This is a genomic window from Trueperella bialowiezensis (genome assembly GCF_900637955.1).
In the GTDB taxonomy this organism is placed as follows: domain Bacteria; phylum Actinomycetota; class Actinomycetes; order Actinomycetales; family Actinomycetaceae; genus Trueperella; species Trueperella bialowiezensis.
Map to the genome: position 1 here is coordinate 753,775 of NZ_LR134476.1, position 19,627 is coordinate 773,401.

The following is a 19,627-nucleotide window of genomic DNA, read 5'->3' on the forward strand; positions in this document are numbered from 1 at the left end:
GTGGAGCTTCGACGTCTACCAGCCCGGTGTACGGCTCGTCATATCCTTCTGGTAAGCCATCGGGATTGTGCGACTCGTCGTCGGAACTTTCATTTCTTGGCTCTGCGGTGGGATTGTGATCGTCGCTCGGCGCTGATGCTGCGCTCGTTGATTGCCCTACGTTCGGGGCTTGATCCTTAGTCGGGGCCGGATCCTCAGCTAACGAGCCCCCCCGGAAGCGGATGTTCCGGGCGCGGAGTTCTCTAGTTGATCGGGAGCGCTGGACTCGGGCGTGTGATCGGCGTCGGCGTCGTCTGCAGGTGAGGCTTGAGATTGTTCTAACGGGGGAAGCGGATCGGGTTCGCCAGCGTCGCTAGCCTGTTCGACGTCGGACACCTGCGTTCCGAAAGCGCTCTCGTTATCGAAGCCAAGCCATGACAGCATGAGCAAGGCGATACATATCGCCAAGACCTTATATGCCTTGCGTGTCAGTGTGGCTACCATAGCCAGTTTTCCTTTCAGTGCACGAACCCGCTCAAGCAACTTGCCATAGGCCTGCCCAACCTTCAAAGGAAAATGGGGCGCATGTTCCTTGCGCGGTGATCGCTTTGATGTTTAATAAGCTGTCGGGCTCATTGTACCGCGGCTCACAGTCGAGTGCAAAATTACGCAACACGCCGTATGACCTCGTGAAATAATGGTCATGCTGTTTTCGCGCGTGTCATCAAAAGAGCGGTTCGCGACAAGAGCTAGTCGCAACAGCGTAGGCGGGCGGTGCCCCCAGTGGGATTCGAACCCACACTGTATCGATTTTAAGTCGACTGCCTCTGCCGGTTGGGCTATGGGGGCGCAAGCCCTAGATTACCCGCCTGCCACCCGTTGCCAAAATATGGAACGTTCCGCAAGCTTAAAAATCCTGCAATCGGTGGCAAATCTTTACACGTAGGCTACGAAAGGCACTAAGCTTGGGGGATAGTCACTGCACAGCTAATCGTGACAACACGCAGCAATCGACCTGAATGGGGACAAAATGGGTGTCATTTCAAGGTATCGCGAATCGCTCAAGAACGAGACGATCGCGGGTGTCGTACTTATTATCGGAGCGGTAGTAGCGCTTACCTGGGCGAACTTTCCGGTCAAGGCCGCTCGCGACGCATACGACACGCTCGCCTTCACCGAATTATTTACTTTCCAAGGCCACTCGATCACGGCATCGCTCATCGCCTCCGATTTCCTGCTCGCACTGTTCTTCTTCATCGTGGGCATGGAGCTGAAGCAGGAGTTCGTGATCGGTTCTCTTCGCGATCCGAAGCGTGCGCTCGTGCCGATTATTGCGGCCGTCTTCGGTATGGCCGGCCCGGTTGCCGTGTACTCGGTCGTGCAGCTCCTTTCCGATACTCCCAACTGGGACGGTTGGGCCGTGCCGGTGGCCACGGATATTGCTTTCGCGCTCGGCGTGCTCGGCCTGTTCGGCAAGGGTTTGCCGATCGCGATGCGCACCTTCCTCATGACCCTCGCCGTTGTTGACGACCTGCTCGGCATCACGATCATTGCCGTCTTCTTCTCGTCGAACCTGAACTTCGTTTACCTCGCCCTGTCGCTGGTGACGATCGCCGTCTTTGGTTTCATGGTCCAGCGCCGCATAATCAAGTGGTACATCCTGTGGCCGCTCGGCCTGTTGGCCTGGTTCTTCATGTTCGCATCCGGCATTCATGCGACCATCGCGGGGGTCGCGCTCGGCATGACAGTCCCAGCCATCCAGCGCGCCAGCGAACCGCTCCCCCTCACCGAGGAGCTCACCGAAAAGCTCAACTTCTACTCCGCGGGCATCATCCTGCCGATCTTCGCCTTCTTCGCGGCCGGCGTGAACATCGTCGACTCGGGTGGTATCGGCGCCATGCTGACCGACCCGGCCGCAATGGGTATCTACCTTGGTCTGCCCGTGGGCAAGACCATCGGCATCACGCTTGGCGTGGCCATCCTCGTCTACGTTTTCCGCCTCAAGCTCGGCAAGGGACTCAGCCTGCCAGACATTTTGGCGGTCTCCATGACGGCCGGTATCGGCTTTACGGTGTCACTGCTGATCGCCACGCTGTCCTTCAGCGCCGGCGTCCCGGCCGGCCCGCACGCCCGCGTCGCCGTGCTCCTGGGCACGTTCATTTCGCTCATCCTCGGCGCGATCCTGCTGCGCTGGCGCGCCGCTTGGCACGCACGTCACCCCGAGGTAGCCGCAGCTGCCGACGCTGCCGACGACGCCGAAGCCCCGGCTGGCTCTGCTGATCCGGCACGCTCTGGTGTTCCGGAGAGCGCCGACGATCGCACCTGGGGTGAAGTCCCCGGCGGCGAACCCGAGGTCGGGCCGAATCACTACGACCGCTAGAGGCTACGACCCTTCAAGGCCGACAGAGTCTGTAGGGTCTGGTCGACAGTGCCGGGGGTGGTGCGAATATCCGCACCACCCCCGGCTTTTACATCAACTCTTTACCGCACTAACGCGGGCTTCTACCGCACCCACGCCGGCGGATTAGGCTCACGCGCCGCCCACAGCGCCATCCCATCCAAGATGTCATGCTCAGACGTGATCGTATGAGTCAGCGGGATAGTTTCCGCGGTCGCACTTGCCACACGCCGGATCACTTCCTGCCATACGAGCGCACCCGCATGAATCACATCCACACGCCCCGGATGCATGAACGGTAGCCTTGCCCGTTCTTCCGCCGTCGACCTAATAAACCACTCGCACGCGCCGTCTGCCTCCGCCAAAGACATTTGCGCACCGTGAATCCTCTTCGCATCGTATTCCCGAAGATCAAGCACCTTCGCGGTGATCGTCGTGATCGTGCCCGCAAGCCCAATGAGCGTACGAGTCTGGGAAAGATCAATCCCCGTAGTGTCCAGCGCCTCCTGCACGTCGGCACGCGCCGCCGCTATCTCGCCGTCGGTGAGCGGATCAGAATGCAAGTGCCGTTCCCTCATCCGCACGCATCCCACGTCCATCGACGCCGCCCCAAGGATCGTGCCATCCGCACGCCCAAGCACCAGCTCCGTCGAACCGCCGCCCAGGTCAACCGTCAAAAACGGCTCCTCGGTCGAACCCGCCAGCACAGAAGTAGCACCAGCAAACGACGCCCGCGCCTCCTCCTGACCCGACAGCACTTGCACATCCACCCCGAGCCTCTCCCGTACGCCCGCCACAAACAGCTCGCGGTTAGCCGCATCCCGGGTGGCCGACGTCGCCGCAAAACGAATCGACTCCACCCCGTGCTCCCGGCATTGTTCACCATACTCGTCCACGAACGCCAACGTCCGCTCGAGCGCTACCGGATCAAACTGGCCTGTGCGATCCACGCCCTGCCCCAGACGTGCGATCTCCATTCGCCGAACCACGTCCGTGAGCGGCCCGTCCTCGTCGGGCACGTCCGCAATTAACAGGCGGATCGAGTTCGTTCCGCAATCAATTCCTGCAACCCTCATTGTTGGCCTCCATCCGACTGGGCTTGATCCCGCCGATCCACACACCGGCACACGGCCGGATCCCAACCGGCGATCGCCAGCGCGTCATCACCAGCAGGCACCACGCCCGGCCCAACCGCGAGCGCATACCCTGCCAGCGCATGCAAACACTTCACACGATCCGGCATCCCGCCCGCTGAACGGTCATCAATCTCCGGCACGTCCGCCAGTATTTCCCGACGCTCCACATAGATACGATGGGCGCGCTCGTGAGCGGCACGATAATCGGCATCATTTGCCAGCCTCTCGTTGAAATCCACCATCTGACCGGCGCTTTCAATCCGCGAAATCTCTTTCACCAAGGAAGGCAGCGACAGGTAGAACAGAGTCGGGAACGGGCTACCATCCGGCAGGCGCGGATAAGTGATCGTCACAGCCGGAGCACCGCACGCGCACCGCGCACCTATCCCGACCAGCCCGCGCGGATAACGCCCGAGCTGTTCAGTAATGACGGCGTGGTCCGATTCGCGAATCTCCGTGGCGTTTGCCGCCACCTGCCTCAGCGTTTCCAGCGCAATCGTAGGGGTTTCACTCATGGTTACAGCCTACAACGTGGCTCGTTGACGACGCCCATCGAACACCTTACGCGCCGACTCCTCATCGCTTATTCGGCGTCGCCGTCGGGTGCGCCGCCATCAGAGGTGTCGCTATCACCGGCGTCGTCGCTGGCCTCGTCGCCGGACGTATCGCCGTCGGGACTGTCACTTGCCGGTTCGCTGCTACCTGGCGACGTCGTATCCTCAGCCGGCGTCTGCCCGATCAGCGGCACGTTCGACGGATTCGTCTCCTCTCCGGCCCCACCCGCGATCACGATCGAATCCCACATCGTCACATAGAACGGGGTAGCCTGACGACGCCGGTCATTCATCTCCTTGGTCCGCTCGGCAAGCTGCTGCTCGTGCGTGCCCTCGTCCGGATCGGACACCAAGTAGAGCGTCTCCCCGGGCATCACATAGCCGAGCCGTTCGCGGGCTTGGCTGCGCACGAAGTCGTCGTCTTGCCAGCGCGCCAACTCCTGCTCAAGAAGGGCCACGCGTTCTGTAGCGTCTTCCAACTGCTGAGTGAGTTGGCGCTTTTCTTGCTGCTGCTCAAGGTAGCGGTTCATCGGCGGCGCCACAATGGCGATCGCAACTAGCACGAAAAATACGATGGCAAGACCCCGCAGAGAAAACTGCCGGGTCTTCTCCCCCATCGTGAACCGGATGTGGCGTTTCTTATTAAAGCGTTCGATTCCACGCGCCGAGGATTCAGGGGCACGGCGCGTTGCCGCAGGCCGCGAGTTCTCACTGGGTTTGCTCCGCGAGGCCCGACTCTGCCCAGGCGGCCGCGGATTGTGTACCGGCCGTGGGGACTTACCGGACGAGTTTTGGTTTCGCTGCCCGCCTGTACCAGCCCTGTTCGCAGCCTGGCTATTCGCGGCGGTCACTTTCCTTGGAGCTTGCTCGGCCGCTTGGCTCCCGGAGTCGGCGCGCTGTGGGCGCATGGGAGCTGCACTGTCGCGACGCCGGGCCGCTGCCGCCGCCGAATCCTTGCGGGCACGCGGACGCGAGCCCGACCGTTCCGGACCGGGCCGACCAGTAGGGCGACGCGAACTCATACCCACCAGTCTAAAGCTGGCCGGCATCAATGGCGGGCAGCGCAACGGGTGAGCCACAGCGCACCGCCGCCCAGGTATCCCGCCCACGCGGCACGCCCAGGTATCCCACCCAGCCATTTCTGCTTATATAGCAGTTCTGGCGAACTCGAGGGCCCCAAACCTCCCCGTTTCTGCTTATATAGCGGAAACGAATGGCACGAACCCAGCATTGGCCCGCTCGCCTAACCGGTTTACCCTGTCACACTGAGCGATTTACCCGAAAAGGGGCGCGAGCCGGAGCTTTCCTGCTCCGGCCCGCGCCCTTTTCGAGGTTACTTGTTTAGAGGTTACGCCTTGAACCGCGGGAAAGCGGATGCGCCGGCGTAGACTGCTGCGTCGTCGAGTTCTTCCTCGATGCGCAGCAGCTGGTTGTACTTGTTGACGCGCTCGCCACGTGCGGGTGCACCCGTCTTGATCTGTCCGGAGTTGGTGGCAACCGCTAGGTCGGCGATGGTCGTGTCTTCGGTCTCGCCCGAACGGTGCGAGGTCATCGACGTGTAGCCGGAACGGTGTGCCAGCTCCACGGCCTCGAGCGTCTCGGAGAGCGTGCCGATCTGGTTCACCTTGACCAGCAGCGAGTTAGCTGCACCAAGTTCGATGCCCTTGCGCAGGCGTTCCGGGTTGGTGACGAACAGGTCGTCGCCCACCAGCTGCACCTTGTCACCCAGCGCGGCCGTCATTTCAACCCACGAATCCCACTCGTCTTCCGACAGCGGATCCTCAATCGAGACGATCGGGTAGTCGGACACGAGCTTCTCGTAGTACGCGATCATTTCGGCCGGGCTCTTCTTGCCGCCTTCGAACTGGTAGGCGCCGTCCTTGAAGAACTCGGTGGACGCAACGTCAAGTGCGAGCGCGACGTCGGCACCCGGCTTGTAGCCAGCCTTCTCGATGGCTTCCACGATGAGGTCGAGGGCAGCGGCGTTCGTCTCAAGGTTCGGGGCGAAGCCGCCCTCGTCGCCCAGGCCGGTGTTCAGGCCGCGATCCTTAAGGACTGCCTTGAGTGCGTGGTAGACCTCGGCCCCCATGCGCAGCGCTTCCTTGAACGTGGGAGCACCGATCGGAGCGATCATGAACTCTTGGATGTCGACGTCGGTGTCAGCGTGTTCGCCACCGTTGAGGATGTTCATCATCGGGACGGGGAGAATGTGAGCGTTCGGGCCGCCCAGGTAGGAGTACAGCGACAGGCCAGCCGATTCCGCCGAAGCCTTCGCAATCGCCAGCGACACGCCCAGGATGCCGTTCGCACCGAGCTTGCCCTTGTTGTCCGTGCCGTCAAGATCGCGCAGCACCTGGTCGATGTAACGCTGTTCGGAGGCGTCCAGGCCGAGGATTTCTTCTTCCATTTCCTCGATCACGTTAGCGACGGCGTTGGCAACGCCCTTGCCGAGGTAACGCGAATCGTCGCCGTCACGCAGCTCAACAGCCTCAAATGCGCCCGTGGAGGCACCGGAGGGAACGCCGGCGCGGCCGAAGTGACCGTCGTCGAGAAGAACCTCAACCTCGACGGTGGGGTTACCACGCGAATCCAGAATCTCACGTGCATGTACGGCTTCAATGTTTGCCACAAGAACTCCTTCTATAGGTTATTCACCGGCGAAGCGTTACCGTTCGCCGCCACCTACCATTGTCCTACGAATCTCCGACAATTAACACCGCCGTCCGCGCCTAACTTGCGAATTTTGCTCACGGGGCAATTTCCTTGTGTGACACGCGCCGCTTGTGGGCGGCTTTCGTCCCGCCCGCAGCGACGACGGCGATCAACATTCCAATAGGCCTCCCAGAATTAGGAACGATTCGATAACGGCACTACGCCGCTGAGGCGACCGTTTATCATTATCTTACGAAGTTCGTATGGGCATACCAGTCTCTAAAACTGTTGTGTTTTTGCGTTTTAACGCCTAGTATTTTAAATAAGAGCAATCGAGTGGCTCGCTCGAATGTCTGGCGTTTGTTAACCCAACGCACTCCTTAGGTGGATCAGCTTCGAGGGGTCACTCGATTGCTCTTTCAAAATCGATTACGCACAATATCGACAAACCAGTCAAACTCGTCAACTACATTATATTCAGGTAAGGGCGTAAACCCCAGCGGGGTTCTAGATTTTTCTTCCGACGTTTCGCAAGGCTCACTTTTATTCACAAGAGGCCAAACATTACGCAGATACGCGCCCTCACGATTTCCATATTCGTCCTGATTAATAGCAGCATAGAGACAGCCGGCAAAAAGATCTGCTAAATCTGATTCCTTAAAATTACGAGCATCGACCCATTTAATATCCAGCGGCAAGATTTCGCTCAGATTCGGCAGAATATATTTTTCAAAGTACGGCTTTGTTGCACCATTGTGATCCAGATTCTTCACGTGAGAATACCTTATGGATAGTGGTGCCTCTCGGTTCCACTCCCGCGCTGCCCAACATAGGCTTTTCAACATTTCACCCGCGACGTAGTTATAGAGGCGGGCACGCTCGTTCACGTATTCGCCGTTAAGGCGGTCTTTATCGGTGAAAACATAAATGACCTGAATATTTTCCAGCTCTCCCATTCGCTGGGAAATGTACTTTCTTCTCTCGTGCTTCCGAACATGTTCTTTCCACGAAAAATTTTTCCAATCAGGAACATTGAATTCATCTTTAAGGTTCTCGATAAACTCGCGTGCCTCGCCTGCTCCTTTTTCGTCTAGCAGTATTCCGGCCATCCCGAAATACCGACTAGCTTTGCCGGGTCTGGCGCCCAAATCGCCAGTCTCATCGACATAGGCGTATAGCTGGGACGTTTGAGAAGAATGCGGTGAGCTCATGGCAAGTAACTTTACCTTGTCGCACCGACACTAAATTGATTCAGGTGTCTGATTTTCAGGCCTAGGAATACGCCTAAACTGGACAGAAAAAATTCGGTCAACACCCCGGAACACCGGCGAAAACGTCACAGACCCGGCCTAACTACCGATAGAAGCAAGGAACACCGAGTCGATCACCTGGTTGACGAACTCGACCATCTCTTCGTTGTCGATCGGTTTTTGTGCGCCGAGCTTGCGTGGATCAGCGACGGGCGTCGGCACGAGCAACGTCCGGATCGCCGGCTTCGCAATCGCCTTCGGATAGAGTCGGCGCAGCCGGGCCTGCCGCGAATCCGGCAGCACCACCGGCGCGAACCGCACGTTGCGCCCCTGCATGGTGATCTCCTCGATCCCTGCCCGCCCGGCCTTTTCCCGCAGGCGTGCCAGCTCGAACAGCCGGTCCACTTCCACGGGCACCGGTCCGTACCGGTCCACGAGTTCCGCCCGCACGTCGGCCCGCTGGGGTTCCGACGTCGTCGCCGCAATCTTCGTGTAAATCTCCAGCCGCAGCCGCTCCGACGTCACCCACGTCTCCGGCACGTAAGCTTCCACCGGGATCTCGATCCGGATCTCGCCCGCCTTCTCGGCGTCCGTACGCTCGTCCTGCCCGGTAATGTTCGCAACCGCCTCGGAAATCATCCGAATGTAGAGGTCGAAGCCAACTCCGGCGATATGCCCGGACTGTTCGCCGCCCAACAGGTTGCCAGCCCCGCGGATCTCCAGATCCTTGAGCGCCACCTGGAAACCTGCGCCCAGCTCCGTGTTGGAGGCGATCGTGCGCAGGCGCTCCAGGGCCGTCTCCGTCATCGTCCCATCACGCGGATACAAGAAGTAGGCATAAGCACGATCCCGCCCGCGGCCCACGCGCCCGCGCAACTGGTGGAGCTGCGACAGGCCGAGCTTGTGCGCGTTCTCCACGATCAGCGTGTTCGCATTCGAAATGTCGAGCCCGGTTTCGATGATCGTGGTGGACACGAGCACGTCGATCTCTTTGTTCCAGAACTGGTCGATGATGAGCTCGAGCTGGTATTCGCTCATCTTGCCGTGGGCGACGCCGATCCGCGCGTCCGGCACCAGCTCCTGTAGCTCCGCCGCCACCCGGTTGATCGACTGGGTACGGTTGTGCACGTAGAACACCTGCCCGTCGCGCAGCAGCTCGCGCTTGATCGCGGCCGCCACCTGCTGGGATTCGTGCACGCCCACGTACGTCAAAATCGGGTGGCGTTCCTCGGGCGGGGTAGCCAGCGTCGACATCTGCCGCAGGCCGGTCACGGCCATTTCGAGCGTACGCGGGATCGGCGTTGCGGACATGGACAGCACGTCCACCGCCGGATACAACTGTTTGAGTGTTTCCTTATGTTCGACGCCGAAGCGCTGCTCCTCGTCAATCACAACGAGCCCGAGGTCCTTAAACCGCACGTCACCCGTGATGAGCTTGTGCGTGCCGATGACGACGTCGACGCTCCCGTCGCGCAGCCCCTTCTTCACCTCGTCGGCCTCGCGATCGGTCTGGAAACGCGACAGTTGCGCCACGTTCACCGGGAAGCCCGCGTAGCGCTCCTTGAAGGTCTCCACGTGCTGCCCAACGAGCAGCGTGGTCGGCGCTAGCACGGCCACCTGCTTGCCGTCCTGCACGGCCTTGAACGCGGCCCTCACCGCGATCTCGGTTTTGCCGTAGCCGACGTCGCCGGAAATCAGCCGATCCATCGGCTCCGGGGCCTCCATGTCCCGCTTGACCTCTTCGATCGTCGCCAACTGATCCGGAGTTTCCACGTGCTCGAAGGCGTCCTCAAGCTCGCGCTGCCACGGCGTATCGGGCGAAAACGCGTGCCCCTTCGTGGCCCGGCGCTGCGCATACAGCCGCACGAGCTCCTTCGCGATCTGCTTGACGGCCGCCCGCGCCTTCGCCTTCGTCTTAGCCCAATCAGCCCCGCCCATCTTGTTGAGCGTCGGAGAATCGCCGCCGGAATATTTGGAGATCTGGTCGAGCTGGTCGGTGGGCACCCACAGCTGATCGCGCGCCCCGCCCCGCTTGGACGGCGCGTATTCGAGCACTACGTAGTCGCGTTGCGCCCCGTTCGGCCCGCCCAGCCGCCGCTTGGCCAGTTGCACGAATTGAGCGACGCCGTGGCGTGCGTGCACCACATAGTCGCCCGGCTTGAGCTGGAGCGGGTCGACGGCGTTCTTACGCCGCTTAGGCATCTGGCGCTGCTGCGCCGAGCGCGCCCGCTTACGCCCCACCAGGTCGTTACTGCCCAGAAGCGCGAACTTGGAACCTTCAGCAACGAAGCCCGACTGCACGGGAGCCGTCACCACGCTGACGACGCCGGGGGTCACTTCGCCCAGATCCTCGCTGAACCGGGCGGGAACGTCCACGTCACCCAGCTGGTCGACGATACGCCGTCCCAGCCCGGCGCCCTCCACGGCCACGACCACGCGCCACTGCTCACGAGCCAGCTTGCCCACCTGGCGCAAGGCCGCATCCACATTGCCCGCAAAATTCTGCGGCTCTCGCAACGCCAGGCGCACCGAATCGGCGCCCGCGAATCCGCCAATCGTCCACCAGCCGAGCCCGCGCCCGGTGGCCGCGCGTTCGACGTCGTCGATCTCCTCAAACGACGCACTCGACACCGAGATCGGGATCTGCCCGCCCGCAGCCGCCGCCGACCATGCCGCCGCCAAAAACTCCTGCGTGGTTTCATGCAAGGACTCGGCCCGCTGGGCGAGGCGCTCCGGCTCGGCCATGATGATCCGTGCCCCGGCGGGTAACTCGTCGACCAGCAAGTGCATCTTGTCCACGAGCACCGGCTGCAGGGATTCCATGCCCTCCACCGCGATCCCGTTCGCGATCTTGGCCAGCATCTCCTCCGCGCCCGGCAGGTCCTCGATCGCTTTCGAGGCTCGCGAGCGCACGTCGTCCGTAAGCAGGATTTCCCGGCATGGCGGCGCGTATAGTTCGTCGACGTTGTCCATCGAGCGCTGGTCTGCGACGGCGAACGAACGGATTTCGTCAACTTCGTCGCCGAAGAACTCCACGCGCAGCGGGTGGTCGGCGGTGGGCGGAAAGATGTCAATGATTCCGCCGCGCACGGCGAACTGCCCGCGGCTTTCGATCATGTCAACCCGCGTGTATGCAGCCCGCACGAGGCGTTCTTGCACCTGCTCGAAGTCGACGACGTCGCCCACCTTGAGCGTCACCGGCTCCAGTTCCCCGAGCCCTGCCGCGATCGGCTGCAAGAATGCGCGAAGCGGCACGAGCAACACCTTGAGCGGCACAAACTCCTCTGGGTGTGCGAGCCGGCGTAGCGTGGTTAGCCGCTCAGCCACGGTGTCGGCGCGCGGAGAGAGCCGCTCATGCGGGAGGGTTTCCCACGCGGGGAACAACGCCATATTCTCTGCCGGAATGTAGGCACGCAGCGCCGAGCGCAGGTCTTCGGCTTCGCTGCCCGACGTCGTCACCACCACCTGCAGGCCGCGGGGATGTTTGCCGCTGCCGGGCTCGGCCGTGTGGGCACCGGCTTCGCCCGTCTCGGAGCCGCGAACCAGCTCGGCAATAACAGGCGCGAAGGCGCCACGTGGCATGGCGAAGTCGCCGAAACGATCGGCGGCATACGGGGCGATGGACGCTCCGGCGTCGTCCCGAAGAATGTTGAGAACTGGGCGCAGATCCATAAGTTCCTAGCTACTTGTGCGTGCAGGCTACTTGCCGGTGTGCAGACGCTGTGTGGCCTTCTCGAGGCCGAGGGTGAGCACGTCTTCGACGGCGTCGGCCGCCTCGTCAATCAAGACGTCGATCTGCCGATCTTCGGCCGCCGAAAACTTGGCAAGCACGAAGTCGGACGGGTCTTGCCGGCCGGGCGGGCGCCCGATTCCGAAACGTAGGCGCACGTAGTCCTGTGTGCCGAGCGCCTTCGTGATGTCTTTCAGCCCGTTGTGACCGCCCGATCCTCCGCCGCGCTTGAGCCGCAGCGTGCCAAATGGCAGGTCGAGTTCGTCGTGGACGACGATCAGGTTCTCCGGCGCGATCTTAAAGTATTTCATGAGCGCCGACACCGGACCACCGGAGACGTTCATGTATGCGTTCGAAATTCCCAGGATCACCTGCTCACCCAGCTCCCCCGGAGCCACGCCCACCCGCACGGATGCGGCGTGCGTGTTCGTCTGCTTGTGGAGCGCCAACTCCGTGCCCGCGCGGCGCGCCAGCAAGTGCACGACGTGCTGGCCAATGTTGTGGCGGGTTGCCTCGTATCGCGGCCCGGGATTACCAAGGCCAACAACTGCAAACATAGGTTTCCTTCAGATCTCCGGTTGGACTTACAGGTGGTCGGACCCGGCCAAGTCTATCAACCGTGTCCGTCACAAACCGATGCATGAAGTGAGGGCCCGACCCGCCCAGTAGGCGAATCCGGCCCTCCTCCACGCTAACGGCAGCAGCTGGTTACTCTTCTTCGCCAGCTTCGTCAGCGTCAGCTTCAGCGGCGCCTTCGCCTTCTTCTTCAGCGCCTTCTTCAGGTTCAGGAAGTTCGACTTCTTGCGGTTCTGCAACCACGACGACGACCTCGTCGGCTTCAAGTTCGGTCGTGACACCCTCGGGGAACTTCATGTCAGCGATCGTCACGTTCTCGCCGTCCTTGAGGTCTTCGACGTCGACGACGATCGTCTCCGGAATGTCGGTAACAGGAGCTTCGACGGGCAGGGTCATAAGCTCGAGGGTGGCGATCGCGATGCCGAACGGTTCGCCCACGATTTCGACAGGCACCTCGACGAGGACCTTCTCGTCCGCCTTCACGCGTAGCAGGTCGAGGTGCTCGACGAGACGGGTAAGCGGGTTGCGCTGAATGTCTTTGACGATGACGAGCTGCTTGTCGCCGTCGATCAGAAGGTGCATGAGCGCGTTCGGGTTACCGCGCACGATGAGGAACGCATCGTGGTAATTGACCGTGAGGTGAATCGGGTCTTCTCCGTGGCCGTACACAACCACGGGAAGAAGGCCGTCGCGGCGAAGGCGGCGCGAAGCGCCCTTACCAAATTCATTGCGTGCTGTGGTTTCCAGCTGCGGCGTCTTAGATGCCATGTTTTCTCCTTGTCGTTAAACGCTCGCGATTTGCGAGCACGCCCCGATACGGAGACTATGCAGGCATAGACACCGCGTCGATAACGGAACTGGTGCCACCAGCTTGTGGCTGGCACACGTTCCCTCGCCGAGGCAACTCCACCACTATAGCGCCGCGGTAGCTGCGCGAAAAGCGCGCGTGCAAAGATCACACGGGATTCCTCAGTAGGCGTCCGACTCGCTCCATCTCTTTCACAAATCTTTGACGTAACGGATTTGTGTCATCTTTCCGCCACACCATTGCAACCTGCGTCATAATTCCATTCTTGCACTCAACATGAGTAATGCCCTTCAAACCAACGATGCGCCGAGTGGACAGAGGCATAATTGACACACCCATACCTGCTGCAACAAGACCCACTCCCGTGAGAGTTTCATAGATTTCGATTGTTTTTCGCGGCTCATAGCCAGCTTCCCGGCACATGCGCATAGCTTGGTCTGCAACTACAGAACCTTCCCTTTGTGGGAAAACAATATGCGTTTCATCTTTAACTGAGTTCAGATCCACTTTTTGAGCCTTTGCCAATCGGTGCGTTGCGGGAACTAGTAAAACAAGCGGATCATCGTAGAGTGGTCGCCATTCGAGAGCTGCGGATCGAACCGGTGTGCGCACAATACCCAAATCAGTTCGGCGAAGCTCCAATAGCTCCTCGATTTTTCTTGTAAAAGCGTGGCTGCCGAATTCAAGAGCCATATTCGGCAAGTTCGCAGATACCCGTCCCACTAATTCAGGTAGCACCACTGGCCCAACCGAGCCGATGAAAGAAATGTGTAGCCGACCGCTACTGCCCGAGGCCCTCGCTTGAACCCTTCTTTTAGCTGCGGACATCTGATCAAGCAACACTGTTGCCTCGTTGAGTAGAAAGTGCCCTAGATCGGTCAGCACTAGACTGCGAGTCGAGCGATCTGCGAGCTTACCGCCGATCCGCTTTTCGAGTTGCGCTAACCTTTGCGAGATTGTTGCAGGAGAAACGTGCAGACGGTCAGCCGTCTTCCCAATGTGAAGCTCTTCAGCGAGAACAATGAATGTTTCAAGCAAACGCGTTTCCATAGCCTTTTCCATTCAGTTTTTCTAAACAATCTGATTGATTATTTGATTTTAGATGATTCGTTGTCGTATTCGATACACACTTGGCTTTAACGATGCTGAGCACCGAGATCGCAACGTTGCATTGATCCCGGTCAAGCATCCGATCGTCAACAATCTCAACAAAGGCATTTAAATGGCGAAGTTTATGGACTCCGTAGAAGAAGCTTTATCTGACACCCCTGATGGTTCGACAATTCTTATTGGCGGTTTTGGTTCAGCTGGACAGCCGGTAGAACTCATCGACGCGCTCATCGATTCAGGTGCGTGTGACCTGACTGTTGTCAATAACAACGCGGGCAACGGAGACGTGGGATTAGCTCGGCTCATCAAGCTTGGTCGCGTCCGCAAAATAATCTGCTCATTTCCACGCCAATCAGATTCTTGGCATTTCGATGAAAAATATCGTCGAGGCGAAATCGAACTAGAGGTAGTTCCTCAAGGAAATCTTGCTGAAAGGATCCGCGCAGCTGGTGCAGGAATCGGCGCTTTCTATACTCATACAGGCTATGGAACCCTCCTAGCTGAGGGCAAAGAGACCCGAACAATAAACGGCCGTCCCTACATTCTTGAATATCCAATCTTCGGCGATATTGCTTTGATCAAAGCGCAAGCCTCTGACCGCCTTGGAAACTTGCAGTACCGCAAAACGGCGCGGAACTTCGGGCCGATAATGGCGACTGCCGCCAAGCGGACAATTGTCCAAGTCTCGCACATTGTCCAGACCGGTCAGATCGATCCCGAAAACGTCATCACGCCATGTATTTACGTTGACACCGTGGTGAAGGTTGATTCACCGAATGGAGCTCAATCATGAAAAACTCTGCATCCCCATTGACTCGGGAAGGTATTGCACAGCGAGCAGCAAAGGATGTCCCATCAGGAACCTTTGCCAATCTCGGCATAGGTATGCCCACCCTGATTTCTAATTTCCTAGCCCCCTCACAACAGGTGATTCTCCACACTGAGAACGGCATGCTCAACATGGGTCCGGAAGCCAAGGGAGACGAAATAGATTTAGAACTCATCAACGCAGGAAAAATCCCGGTTACAGAATTGCCAGGGTGCTCGTACTTTCATCATGCCGACTCATTCGCGATGATGCGGGGAGGCCATTTAGATCTATGCGTCATGGGGGCTTTCCAGGTTGCAGTGAACGGAGATCTTGCAAACTGGCATTCTGGTAAAGATGACGCGATCCCAGCTGTAGGCGGAGCAATGGATCTCGCTGTCGGAGCCAAAGAAGTCTGGGTCATGATGACCATGTTCTCCAAGAAAGGACACCCAAAACTCCTTTCGGAACTCACTATGCCGGTAACTGGTTTGGGGTGTGTCAAACGGATCTACACCGATTTGGCAACGGTTGAGCTGACAGACGGTACTCCCATCATTCATGACACTCACGGAATCACGGTTGCTGAGCTAGCCGACAAGCTCGAGCTCGATCTTGTAGATGCAACGGAGGTTAACTAATGTCAGCTTTCATTTATGACGCTGTACGTACACCATTTGGAAAGTTTGGCAGGGCGCTGGCAACGGTACGGCCTGACGACATGCTCGCCACCACACTTTCTCAACTTTTAGCGCGGCACCCAGATCTTGATCCAGCGCGTGTCGATGAAGTTATCGCGGGAAATGCTAATGGTGCCGGGGAAGAAAACCGCGATGTAGCACGCATGTCATGGCTCTTAGCAGGTCTTCCCGTGTCAGTGCCGGGCGTGACGGTTAATCGTTTATGCGGATCGGGTGTTGAGTCAGTCATTCAAGCTGCTCGCGCAGTTGAAACCGGTGATGCAACTACTGTCATCGCTTGTGGAGTCGAGTCCATGACCCGCGCACCGTGGGTCATGCTCAAGCCCGAACGCGCTTACCCAGCCGGGGGCGCAACCCTTGAATCAACTTCATTGGGATGGCGTCTAGTAAATCCCAATATGCCTAAGCAGTACACCGTTGCACTTGGCGAAGGCGCTGAAATTCTGGCGGAACGCTATGCCATATCACGAACAGAACAGGATGAATTTGCAACGCGTTCCCACCGCCTTGCTACCGAAGCCTGGGATGCAGGACGTTACGATGCCGAGATTGTTTCAGCCGGTGTTGACCTAGAGCGCGACGAGACAATCCGGCCGGACACCTCTGTTGAGGGCTTGGCTAAACTACGTACTGCGTTTCGTAAAGAAAACGGCACTGTAACAGCAGGAAATGCTTCCTCCCTCAACGACGGCGCCGCCGCAATGATCGTTGGGGACGAAAGTCTCGCGGACACTCTTGGTACACCGCTAGCACGTATCGTATCTCGAGGCGCATCCGGAGTGTCGCCGGAAATCTTCGGCATCGGTCCTGTTGAGTCAGCAAATATCGCGCTCAAGCGAGCAGGGTTGACTTGGGACGATATCGACCTCGTCGAACTCAACGAAGCTTTTGCAGCACAGGCGCTCGCATGTCTGCGGGAGTGGAAGGATCTCGATCCTGAAAAAGTCAACGTTGACGGCGGCGCTATTGCCATCGGTCATCCGTTAGGCGCATCGGGTGGACGTATTGTCGGTCATCTCGCACATTCACTTAAGGCACGCGGCTTACGTTATGGGTTGGCTTCAATCTGTATCGGGGTCGGACAGGGCTTATCCATCATCATCGAAAGAGCATGACGCTAGCGCCCTCGCTAGCGCAATACTCAAAAAAGATTCTCTCCATTATTTAAACAACATTCTCAAAATCCTCCCCGAAAGAGAAAGGTAAATCCGATGAATACGACCTCAGAGAAAAAGGAGACAACGAAGCCTCCAAAGAGGAAGCGGACATCGCCTTACATGGTGCTCGCTCAGGTATTTCAGCGCTGGACTCCTGGAGCTACTGTTTTCGCTGTACTTCTTACCTTTATAGTTATGGTTGCTGCGCTTCTCTTCACAGATGCAGGACCACGCGAAACTGTTGACGCCTGGGGAGAAGGGCTATCCGGTCTCCTTGCGTTCATGGGGCAAATAGCGTTGGCGCTTTTCTTCGGAAATATGCTGACTCACACAAGGCCTGTACAACGAGTGCTACGGAAAGTCTTTGATCTCCCTAAAACTGCCCCGCAAGCCTATGCGATGGTGTTCTTAACATCCGTTGCATTGACAATCTTCCAGTGGGCAGTCGGCCTCGTTGCAGGTGCTATTCTTGCGAAGGGAATTGCTGGGTCGATGGCGCGCCGCGGCATCAAAGTAGATTTTCCTTTACTCGTTGCATCAGCCTATTCAGCTTTTGTTGTGGCTGGTCTCGTGTATAACGGAACTATTCCGCTCACTTCTGCTTCTCGAGGGTCTTTTGTTGAAGAACAACTTGGGCATACCATCCCACTGAGCGAAACGGTCATGACGCCGTGGAATCTTGCTGCGCTCGCTGGATTCATTATTCTCACAACTTTCGCTCTCCATTTTGTGCGCCCTCGAACCGACGAAGAAATCCAGGAAATCTCATACTCGGAAGAACTCGAGCGAGACGTATCGACGGTGATACCTAGAAGCTCTGAGACACCCGTAGATTGGATCGAAACACGCTCTATCACAACCAAATTTATTGGTATCTTACTTATCGCTTTTCTCATCAGCCACTTCGCGAGAAACGGCTTCGACCTAAGCTTGAATATCGTCAACTGGGCGATGCTTGCTGGCATTATGCTGTTCGTGGGATCACCTCGCGAACTCGGCGTTTTAGTTAAAAATGCAACAAGCTCAGTGGGCGATGTTCTGCTTCAGTTCCCTTTGTATGCAGGGATTCTTGGTGTCGCAACCGGAACCGGATTAATCAATGTTCTCTCTGACGCTTTCATTTCAATTTCCAACACTGAGACACTGCCGTTGTTCGCATTTGTCTCAGCAATGATTGTCAATTTGGCTGTACCAAGCGCCGGTGGACAATTCATTATCCAAGGCCCGATTATGCTTCAAGCGGGCGCCGAACTTGGGGTAGATCCGGCACTCACTGTCATGACTATTTCTTATGGCGACACCTTGACGAATATGATTCAGCCATTCTTTGCACTACCAGTGCTTGCAATAGCTGGAATCAGTGTGCGAGAAGTTTTCAAGTACACGTTCGTCACGTTCCTCGTTGGTCTTGTTGTCTTCAGCGCGGCACTAGCTGGCTGGAGTTATCTCGGCTAGGTATTGATATGAACGATATTGATTTTGCTACCTCTGTCCAATCTGCCCGTGCTGAGCTCGGCTCCGGGAGCAACAGTTTCGTATTCGTTACGAAGAATAACTCCTCCGCCGTCAGCAATGGTTCCTTAGCTGGCTTACCAATCGCCGTCAAGGATGTCATCGATTGTGTAGACATGCCGACCGCCTATGGAGCTTACAACTTCATACACTATCCAGATACATCTGCAACAGTCGTCCAAAGACTCGTTGATGCCGGAGCCGTCGTCGTTGGAAAAACGAACACCCATCAGTTCGCTTTTGGAACAACCGGTGATGTGTCCTCAGCTGGTCCGGTCACACACCCTGAAGACAGGTCGCGAATGGCTGGCGGCTCGAGTAGCGGTTCTGGTACGGCTGTCGCACGTGGGATTGTCCCTGTCGCACTCGGAACAGACACAGCGGGTTCAGTGAGAATTCCTGCCGCAATGGTTGGTTGCGTCGGGTTCAAACCGACATGGAACCGGCTACCGCTAGACGGGGTCATGCCCCTATCGCCGACTCTCGATGTCGTTGGAGTCCTGGCATCTTCAGTTGAGCAATTGAAAAAGACGTGGCCCGTTCTCTCAGCCAATGAGAGCCGAGTCCAGACGTCAACTGGTGAGTTACCGATTCGCTTTGCAAACTTGGCCGACCATCCCCAGGTCCGCCTCAGTTCCCGTATACGTGAGCAGTGGAGGATCACCTGCAAATCTCTGTCAGACCAAGGCGTCGAACTTTCAGACTGTCGTGAGGGCATCGATCTTGAAAAGCTCCGTTCCCTCTACCTGACCATTATTGGATACGAGAGTATCCAGATACATGATCCCCTCTTATCATCACGGCCAGATATTTATGATCCCCAGATCCGCGAACGAATTGAGAATCTGCGTGGAGTAACAGATGAACAATACGAAGCAGCTCTTGATGCCCGCAATAGAGAACGCGAATCTGTCGAGCAGGCCTTCGAGGCATATGACGCGATCATTTTGCCTACTGTCGGAATAGAGACCCCTGCCATCGGACAGCGGGATATCCAGGACGATTCGGGAGTTAGCAATGCGTGGGGCGGTCTTGCGGAGTTGACGAATCCGTGGAACGTGCTCGGGTTCCCTGCAATTTCAGTTCCAATTCCGGTCACTCGCGGACTTCCGCTGGGACTTCAAATAGTTGGCAAACTGAACGAAGACGAAAAAGTGATCGCTCTGGCTGAGACTGTCACCAAAATTTTAGGTGTTAGCCTCTCAGCTCAAAAAGCGACCACTATTTCTGAATAAGCTGGGCCTTTGTCGGCGGCG

16 protein-coding genes and 1 tRNA gene are annotated in these 19,627 nt (G+C 58.0%); 6 read left to right on the forward strand and 11 right to left on the reverse strand.

What is annotated here, in order from left to right; translation table 11 throughout:
- Nucleotides 1-198 precede the first annotated feature (198 nt).
- Both EL234_RS03510 and EL234_RS03515 read right to left on the reverse strand, forming a co-directional pair.
- On the reverse strand, nt 199-483 hold the full coding sequence (locus tag EL234_RS03510) for a hypothetical protein (protein ID WP_126416169.1): 285 nt from the start codon (nt 481-483) through the stop codon (nt 199-201).
- Nucleotides 484-754: 271 nt separating this feature from the next.
- Nucleotides 755-828 (reverse strand) — tRNA-Leu (locus EL234_RS03515).
- 181 nt (nt 829-1,009) lie between these two features.
- Here EL234_RS03515 and nhaA point away from each other — a divergent pair.
- A complete protein-coding gene (gene nhaA, locus EL234_RS03520; protein WP_126416170.1) occupies nt 1,010-2,359 on the forward strand; it encodes a Na+/H+ antiporter NhaA in 1,350 nt (449 codons plus the stop codon).
- A gap of 122 nt (nt 2,360-2,481) precedes the next feature.
- Here the strand turns inward: nhaA and EL234_RS03525 are convergent, their stop codons facing one another.
- The 9 genes from EL234_RS03525 to EL234_RS03565 form a co-directional block, all read right to left on the reverse strand.
- Nucleotides 2,482-3,453, reverse strand: a complete 972-nt coding sequence (locus EL234_RS03525; protein WP_126416171.1) for a Ppx/GppA phosphatase family protein — start codon at nt 3,451-3,453, stop codon at nt 2,482-2,484.
- The gene (locus EL234_RS03530; protein WP_126416172.1) at nt 3,450-4,028 is read right to left on the reverse strand and encodes a DUF501 domain-containing protein; all 579 of its coding nucleotides are present in this window, start codon (nt 4,026-4,028) and stop codon (nt 3,450-3,452) included. The genes EL234_RS03525 and EL234_RS03530 overlap by 4 nt, the downstream gene beginning before the upstream one ends.
- A 68-nt stretch (nt 4,029-4,096) precedes the next feature.
- Nucleotides 4,097-5,089, reverse strand: coding sequence for an FtsB family cell division protein (locus EL234_RS03535; protein ID WP_164712331.1), 993 nt, complete (start codon nt 5,087-5,089; stop codon nt 4,097-4,099).
- Between the two features lie 326 nt (nt 5,090-5,415).
- Entirely contained in the window at nt 5,416-6,696 is a 1,281-nt protein-coding gene (eno, locus tag EL234_RS03540) for a phosphopyruvate hydratase (RefSeq protein WP_126416174.1), read from the reverse strand.
- 442 nt (nt 6,697-7,138) lie between these two features.
- Nucleotides 7,139-7,930, reverse strand: a complete 792-nt coding sequence (locus tag EL234_RS03545) for a DUF3800 domain-containing protein (RefSeq protein ID WP_126416175.1) — start codon at nt 7,928-7,930, stop codon at nt 7,139-7,141.
- A 138-nt stretch (nt 7,931-8,068) separates the two neighbouring features.
- Entirely contained in the window at nt 8,069-11,641 is a 3,573-nt protein-coding gene (gene mfd / locus EL234_RS03550) for a transcription-repair coupling factor (protein ID WP_126416176.1), read from the reverse strand.
- Nucleotides 11,642-11,668: 27 nt separating this feature from the next.
- The gene (gene pth, locus EL234_RS03555; RefSeq protein WP_126416177.1) at nt 11,669-12,256 is read right to left on the reverse strand and encodes an aminoacyl-tRNA hydrolase; all 588 of its coding nucleotides are present in this window, start codon (nt 12,254-12,256) and stop codon (nt 11,669-11,671) included.
- A 151-nt stretch (nt 12,257-12,407) separates the two neighbouring features.
- On the reverse strand, nt 12,408-13,043 hold the full coding sequence (locus tag EL234_RS03560; protein ID WP_126416178.1) for a 50S ribosomal protein L25/general stress protein Ctc: 636 nt from the start codon (nt 13,041-13,043) through the stop codon (nt 12,408-12,410).
- A gap of 187 nt (nt 13,044-13,230) precedes the next feature.
- Complete coding sequence (locus tag EL234_RS03565; RefSeq protein WP_126416179.1) at nt 13,231-14,145, reverse strand: LysR family transcriptional regulator; 915 nt, start codon at nt 14,143-14,145, stop codon at nt 13,231-13,233.
- 160 nt (nt 14,146-14,305) lie between these two features.
- Between EL234_RS03565 and EL234_RS03570 the strand changes: the two genes are divergently transcribed.
- The 5 genes from EL234_RS03570 (at nt 14,306) to EL234_RS03590 (ending at nt 19,606) form a co-directional block, all read left to right on the forward strand.
- Nucleotides 14,306-14,986 carry a 3-oxoacid CoA-transferase subunit A gene (locus tag EL234_RS03570; protein ID WP_126416180.1) on the forward strand — a complete coding sequence of 227 codons (681 nt, stop codon included), beginning with the start codon at nt 14,306-14,308 and terminating at the stop codon, nt 14,984-14,986.
- Nucleotides 14,983-15,642 (forward strand): 3-oxoacid CoA-transferase subunit B, encoded by a 660-nt coding sequence (locus EL234_RS03575; RefSeq protein ID WP_126416181.1) that lies wholly within the window; start codon nt 14,983-14,985, stop codon nt 15,640-15,642. Before EL234_RS03570 ends, EL234_RS03575 begins: the two co-directional genes overlap by 4 nt.
- Nucleotides 15,642-16,817, forward strand: coding sequence for a thiolase family protein (locus EL234_RS03580; RefSeq protein ID WP_126416182.1), 1,176 nt, complete (start codon nt 15,642-15,644; stop codon nt 16,815-16,817). Before EL234_RS03575 ends, EL234_RS03580 begins: the two co-directional genes overlap by 1 nt.
- Before the next feature lie 96 nt (nt 16,818-16,913).
- On the forward strand, nt 16,914-18,314 hold the full coding sequence (locus EL234_RS03585; protein ID WP_126416183.1) for a short-chain fatty acid transporter: 1,401 nt from the start codon (nt 16,914-16,916) through the stop codon (nt 18,312-18,314).
- Between the two features lie 8 nt (nt 18,315-18,322).
- Entirely contained in the window at nt 18,323-19,606 is a 1,284-nt protein-coding gene (locus tag EL234_RS03590) for an amidase (RefSeq protein WP_126416184.1), read from the forward strand.
- Nucleotides 19,607-19,627: the final 21 nt, after the last annotated feature.